Source organism: Noviherbaspirillum autotrophicum (assembly GCF_000818395.1).
Taxonomy (GTDB): domain Bacteria; phylum Pseudomonadota; class Gammaproteobacteria; order Burkholderiales; family Burkholderiaceae_D; genus Noviherbaspirillum; species Noviherbaspirillum autotrophicum.
In genome coordinates this window covers 1,863,240-1,870,161 of sequence record NZ_JWJG01000028.1, presented here as the reverse complement: position 1 = coordinate 1,870,161, position 6,922 = coordinate 1,863,240, and the positions used below count along the sequence as shown (strand labels likewise).

5 protein-coding genes are annotated in these 6,922 nt (G+C 58.0%); all 5 read right to left on the bottom strand.

The annotated features are described in order from the left end of the window. Positions 1 to 374 precede the first annotated feature (374 nt). The 5 genes from TSA66_RS09965 to TSA66_RS09945 all read right to left on the bottom strand — a co-directional run bounded on the left by TSA66_RS09965 (position 375) and on the right by TSA66_RS09945 (position 6,815). Positions 375 to 917 (bottom strand): C40 family peptidase, encoded by a 543-nt coding sequence (locus TSA66_RS09965; RefSeq protein ID WP_084199458.1) that lies wholly within the window; start codon positions 915 to 917, stop codon positions 375 to 377. A 1,700-nt stretch (positions 918 to 2,617) separates the two neighbouring features. Next, a complete protein-coding gene (locus tag TSA66_RS09960; RefSeq protein WP_052452220.1) occupies positions 2,618 to 3,877 on the bottom strand; it encodes a hypothetical protein in 1,260 nt (419 codons plus the stop codon). 2 nt (positions 3,878 to 3,879) lie between these two features. After that, positions 3,880 to 4,662, bottom strand: coding sequence for an outer membrane lipoprotein-sorting protein (locus tag TSA66_RS09955; protein ID WP_040039883.1), 783 nt, complete (start codon positions 4,660 to 4,662; stop codon positions 3,880 to 3,882). Between the two features lie 45 nt (positions 4,663 to 4,707). Next, positions 4,708 to 6,111 (bottom strand): ABC transporter permease, encoded by a 1,404-nt coding sequence (locus TSA66_RS09950; RefSeq protein ID WP_040039882.1) that lies wholly within the window; start codon positions 6,109 to 6,111, stop codon positions 4,708 to 4,710. Next, entirely contained in the window at positions 6,108 to 6,815 is a 708-nt protein-coding gene (locus tag TSA66_RS09945; RefSeq protein ID WP_040039881.1) for an ABC transporter ATP-binding protein, read from the bottom strand. Before TSA66_RS09945 ends, TSA66_RS09950 begins: the two co-directional genes overlap by 4 nt. Positions 6,816 to 6,922: the final 107 nt, after the last annotated feature.

Genomic DNA, 6,922 nt, shown 5'->3' with positions numbered 1-6,922 from the left:
GGCGCCATGATTTAGGCTCATGTCATGGAAAAGGGAGACGGCGGCGTTTCTTCACCCATCGATCATCCGAAGAGGTACTGGGTATCCAGGCGTCAGCTTTCGATCATTAGGCCATGGACCTGAGCGGCTACTTTTGGCCGGACCCAGAAGGTTTCTCTCTCGTCTCAAGTGTCTGATTTGCGGAAAATTACAGACGAAAGTGCTTGGTCGCCCACTGACTACCTGGCGAACCTCAACCATTGAGCCCTGGTACCCGTGTCGATCATCTGGCTGGTGCGGCACGCCGCACGCCTGCTGATCCGCACTGCACATTGCCTGCCGGCCCATCAAGGGAACCGTCGCCACCACGCTAGTGACACGACGAGGCAGGCACGCTAAAAAAGATACATCGTCACCCGATCGTCGGCGTTGGCGAGCTGCGTTGGCTGCCTGGAGTTCAGTATCCGGCGCGCACCATTGAAACGCTTCTTCCAGTAAGCCAAGTCCAGCGCCTCTACGCGCACCTTCGCGCCCGATCGAGGCGCATGGATGAACTTGTTGCCGCCCAAGTAGATACCGACGTGGGAAAACGCACGCCGCAACGTGTTGAAGAACACCAGGTCGCCCGGTCGCAACTGGTCGATGTCGACTTTCGCTCCCACCCGGCTGATCTCGGCCGCGGTACGCGGCAGCTCCTGCGCTACCGTGTTGTGGAAGACGTAGTCCACCAAGCCGCTGCAGTCAAAGCCACGCCCCGGAGACGTGCCGCCGAAGCGGTATTTGCTTCCTACTAACGCGAGAGCGCGCGCCGTGACCTCATGCGTCGGCCCGTTCATGTCAGCGGCAGGTTGGTCAGTGCCGGCCTCGGAGGAGGACAGATCGGCACTGTGCGCGCTGCCGACAAGACAGCAGACAAGGAGAAAAGTGAGACAACGCATGGGCGTTTCCGGGATGCTCTGATGGTTCGTAAATCTTGGAAGTATTGGAGCGTAGTGGAAACCGAGTTATTGCGTCAAAGCCAATAAAGTAAGGATTTGTTTCCATGCATGAAACGGCCGACGTACGGCAGAAACTGACCGGGTCTGACGGCCAACGTTCGTCGATGCCGGTTCGATGCGTTAGGCATTCCCCCATTCCCTCGTCGGCTGGTGTCGCACGGTGCGGCGCGGCCCCAACCGGGTGTTCCGGCCTGCGCCAAGCTCAGGGCATTTCTTTCTTTTGAAAGGCGGTTCATCCGTTTTACTGAGGAACATTCCGCTATTGGCCTCGCCCGAACGAATACTCGGTCTTCCCGAATGACAGCTTGAAGTTCACTTTCTGTCGTTCGAATTTCGGATGTGAACTACCGGGCCCGACCCAAACCCGCCAGTTGGCCTTCTCGAAAGCGGACATAGCCGTGTCGATTTTCAACGTCGGCGGTGAGCGACCGCCGGGGACGGTGCGCTCGACCAACAAGTTGAACTACTTAAAATTGACCTCATCGGATTGTTTCTGAATTCACCCGCCTTTGTGCTTCATATTCGTTCCTCACTTGGCGCTTGCAGTCGAATTTTTGTTGGCCGTCGTATTTATCGCACTGACGCTCAGCCTGATATTGAAATGACTTATTCACTTCATTTGTGGCCTCACTTACGGTTTGAAGACGAACACTACCGCAAGCAACTAAAAGATGTAGGCAGCAAGGAAATAGAAAAAGAATGCGTGATTTCATGAAGCGTGCTTTCAGAAAAGATGGAGCAACCAGAAATGATGAAACGAAGCGGATGTCATGATGCAGCCCAACATTCAAATTCAGTGGCCGCCGGAGGCGATTCGCTGGAATGATGGGATGGGCCTCATCGCCTAGAAACGAAGGTTAAAATAGAACAGCGGCCCCCCCTGCTTTCGCATTCGATGCAGTGTCCACACTGTGTATCCAGTGAGTAAGGCAGACATGAGGTGCGGATTTCCTCCTGCCAATTCATACTGGTCGATGTCATTCCCAGCATAACCCTCGACTCCTCGAATTTTCGTGTAGTAGTGTGTTACGTGAATCAAATTTGAAATCACGGATGTGCCAAGAATCGCCTGTGCATACGGTGAACCATGAAGTCCTTTGTGCTGCAGCACAAGCTCCCCTGCAAGGTTTGCTGCGGCGAGGCCAGAGATTGCGACAAGTCTCTCCTGGCCTTGAGTGAGGGGGGGTAGCGAAATTGCCTGAGGTCTGTCCACTGAAGATCGTTCCGCGTCGCGGCACTTCAATGGATGCACCCAAGGCTTTGTAGACCATCGCGTGGCCTGCTTCATGGATGTAGATGCTGCTGTAGATGCCGGCGACAGATTCGAGTGGATTCAAAAAGTCTTGCTCTAGAGCGAAGGCACTGCACGGAGGAAGCAAAAGAAGTGAGAGAAGTATGCGTCGCATCAACTGATTTTTTGGGGGGTAACTGTTATTTCTACGGACAGGATTCGTCGTTATGCACGGCACTCTGCCGTTAGCGCAGCGACCGACTCACCGCAAAACCGCGCCAAGTCTCGGGTTTGGAACAATCGCCGATTTATAAGGCTGATAAAGAACCATGAACCCGCACGGAAGCCGCTCGCTTGACCCTGTTCGACTACTCTTGGGGGGCTTTTCGCTACTTACAGCCTGTTTCGCTCAAAAGAAATGCCGATATGAAACCTCCCAAGCCTTGCGTAAAGGTGATGCGCCGTAATCACTGAGCAAATCGCCACTATCGACCTGCCATTGCAAGGCGATTTCATCGTGCGTCCAACGGTAGCGAAGCTCAATCCAGGAAAGGCGACTGTGATCATCACTGTTGCGGCGGACCATCGCCGCCAGATCAAGATGGCTGACCAGCATGTCCTGCCAAGCCGCATAGAAAAACGCTGCATGGCGGGTCGGCATTTCCTGCGCCGATTGCGCGAACTGGCGATAACGGACGTAGGCTGGCAGCGACACCCTCGGCAGTGCATCCCACTGCGCCTTTTCAAGGCCGGCGCCGTTGTACTGATACTCAAAGGTCAGTGAGAGTTTGTGGCTGGTGGTGTAGGTCAGGCCGGTCGCAACGCGGCTGCAGAATGCCTTGTCCCCGTCTTGACCCAAGGCTTGCGCCAGCAGCAGCGGACTGCGTCCGCCCGACCATTCGAAATAGGCCACCGTTGCATCATTGATCAGCTTGGTCAGATTCATGCCGAACTGCGGCGAGGCACCCTGATTCTTGTACAGCAGCCACTGTGGGTGCAGATCTTCGCTGATCCGTTTGCTGAAGATCAGCAGGCCGCGGTCACGCTGATTGGTCGCTCCCCAGTCGGGCAGGTAAGCAGGGGAACTGGGAGGATCGCTCAATGCCGGGGAATACAGCGCCGTCAGCGAGGCGCCGTCCCACAGCATCTGCCCGCGCAGCATTGCGCTGCCCTGACGGTTTTTCTTGATGATGGTCGGATCGACCGACACAGGCGAGCGCAATGCCCCTTCGCGGAAGAAGTCGGTCGGGTTGTAGCCGAAGGCGACGCCGGAATACTGATTGACGTAACCAAGATCAACGATAACGTCGTTGCGCTGCTGCCAGCTGAGGTACGCTTCCTTCAGCGTGTTAATCGACTTGCGCTGCTCGAAGCGATGCTGCCAGCCGACGTCGAGCCGGTCGGCCAACATGGCGCGCAGGCCGGGCGCCAGCGTCGCGTCGACCTGCAAGTCGACCGACAGGCGCTGGGTGGAGCGATCCTCTTCGGCGAGCGCAGTGTTACGAATTTGCGAGCGTGCAGCCGCCCCCTCAACAAACAACTGCCAGACCCGTGCGCTTTCGGCTGCCTGAGGCGCGCTGCCGGGCAGCGACAAGGCTGCCTCATCCGGGTCTTCCGCCCAGGATGCGCCGGCCAGCAGCGCCAGCGCCAACGCGAATGCCGACCGCACGGCTATTCAGGCTTGAAGCGCGGCAGATAGTCGCGCTGCAGCCAAACCTCGGGCACCTCTCGCTCTGCCCAGTTGGTAAAGCGCAGCACCGTTACCCACTGCGGATCCAGGCCGTCGATGATCACGGTTTCGGTCGGCCGCTCGGCTCCCAACTGCTTTTCGTACTGGCGGTAATAGGCGGTTTTCAGGAGTCGATTGCTTTCGCTGTAGAAGCGGGACTTGACCGGGCGATTGCTAGAGGTGTCGATCCACACCTCGATGTGGTGGTAGGTCACGTCCGGCTTGATCGCCTCGAGCGCCAGCTTGTGGCAGTTCCGCTTCTGCCGGTCGCCGTCCAGCACCTCCTCTTCGCCCACCAGCGTGGCGCGATAATCCTTGGCAAGATTGAAGGTGACGACGTCGCCGTTCGCCGCCTGGCCAAGCAGGCGCTGCTGCGGCGAAATCCGGATGCTGGCCTTGTTGGCCGGATCGTAGAACCACAGGTCGTTGCCCGACTTTAGCATCAGCTTGTTGGCGTCGCGCGCCGGGGCGACGAAGCGGATCAGGCTGCGAAACTGACCGCTGTCCTTATCCGCCTTTGAATACACGGCGAGCGTACTGACGTCGGTCTGCTTGCCGTTGCGGTACTCGGTCAGCGTCGTCGTCAAACCGAACGGATGATCGGGATTGCGGACGGCGTCGCTGGCCGCAAGGATTTCCTGCGCGTCGGGTTTGGCACATGCGGTGCCGGTACTGAATCCCCAAACCGCAAACAAGACAGCGCTTATAAATTGCCGCTTCTTCATATCGAGTTATTCCTTTGGATGGTCTGAATCAAGGAGCGCGGAGCTCTATACGTGGCGCAACGCCTCGACGATGTTGAGCTTTGCAGCACGGCTGGCCGGCCACCAGGCGGAAATGACGGTCACGATGGCCAGGCTGATCGCCGTGCCGAACATCAGCTTGTTGTCGCCCCATACCCGCACCATGACCGGGTATTCGTACGAATACCCGGGTGGCGCCCAGGTCATGCCGCTGTGGTTGATCACATAAGCAATCGGCAAGGCTATGGCGACACCCGATACCGCGCCGATCAGCCCCAGCAGCACACCTTCGCAGACAAACAGGCTGCGGATGCCGCCGCGCCGCTGGCCGATGGCTCGCAGGGTGCCGATTTCGGTCGTGCGCTCGATCACCGCCATGCTCATCGTGTTGCCGACCGTGAACAGCACGATCACGTAGATCAGGATCGAGATGAAGCCGAATATCGAGTCGAAGAACTGGATGACCTGCTTGTAGATTGGCGTCAGCGTTTCATAGTCCAGGATTTCGAGCGGCATGCCCTTGAACTCGGTTGCAAGCAATTGTTCGAGGCGCGCTCTCGCGGATGGAATCTGCGCAGTATGAGTCAGCTGGAGCTGGATCGCCGTTACCTGCGGGGCGGAGCCGCCGAAGACCAGGCGCTGCGCCTGGTCCAGATGCATGACGATCAGCGAGTCGTCGATTTCCTTGACGCCCCAGTTTTCCGCCCGTGCGACGTTCAGTCCGGTAACGTTGGGCGCACCGCGCACGTTCGCCGCCAGCAGTTCGATATGGGTGGCGTCGGCACGCGGCGCATAGGCCTGTTCGAGCGCCGACAAGGCCGCGATGTTAGCCGGCGCGTCAGGCGCGTTGCCGCTCACGCTGCCGGAAGCGCCAACCTCTTCCGCCGACGGACAGTTCTCGAGCTTCAGCGGCGCGCACATTTGCAGCAGCCGTGCGACGCCGGTACCGATGACCGCCGAATCGGACGGCGTGCCGGCCAGAGCAATCGGGGGCGCATAACTCAAGCTGCCGTAATCGTCCCACTTGCGCATCTTGTTCTGGTCGTCCACCACCACGCCGGCAGCGACAACTCCTTTCGATACGCCATTCGAGAAATTACCTGCAATGCCATTAAGCCGCAGGCTAGGTGTAACGACCACCAGCATCGGCTGCAATACCGGGTCCTTCTTTACCGCATCGATGATGCGCTGATAATCCGAAATGCCGTAAGCCACCGGATTACCGCTGCCATACAGGAAATAGCCTTTGTGCTGAATCTGCAGATGGCCGTGGTATTGCACGTAGCCGGTCTGGGTAGCGAGAATCGCGTTACGCGCATAGCCGCCGAAGATCAGCATCGACACCAACCCAACCACCATCGCCGACAAGGTCGTCAACGAGCGACGCCGATTGCGCAGTAAATTGCGCAGTGCGAGTGAAAATACCATCATGCAACCCTTTCCGGCGCCGTTTCGCGGCGCTCGATACCCGTGATGCGGCCGTCACGAATAAATACCGCATCATCGGCCTCTGCCAACACCTTGGGATCGTGGGAGGAAAAGACGAACGAAACCTTGTGCTCATGCTGCATCTTGCGCATCAAGGCAATGATGGCCGCACCGGTCTCGCTGTCGAGGTTGGCCGTCGGCTCGTCTGCCAGCACCAGCTGCGGCGACGTAGCCAGCGCGCGCGCAATGGCGACGCGCTGCCGCTGGCCTCCGGAAAGCTGCCCGGGCCGATTGCCCGCCTTGTTCGCCAACCCCACCGCGTCCAGCAAAGCCATCACGCGCTGCTTGCGCTCCCGCGCCGGCGTCTTGGCGAGTAGCAGCGGGTATTCGACGTTTTCATATGCCGTCAATACCGGCAACAGATTGAAGTTCTGGAAAATGAAACCGAGATGGCGCACGCGGAAATCGGACAACTCGTTATCCGACATCGCATTGACCGAACGCGCACCAAGAATGATCTCGCCGGCATCAGGACGATCGATGCAGCCGATCATATTCAGCAAGGTAGTCTTGCCACTACCGGATGCCCCGGAGATGACCGTAAAGCAGTTAGGACGGATGTCGAGATTGACGCCTGCCAGGGCCAGCACGGTAATCGCACCCAAGCTGTAGGACTTATCAACCTGCTTGAGAATAACTGAACTCACGATTCTCCTTTCAAAATGGCGCTTGAGACATAACCCAACCTGTTTCAACTAGCATGGTTCCTGTCCGATAGTTGTCATTGACACCGCATATCTTCATGGACAAACAG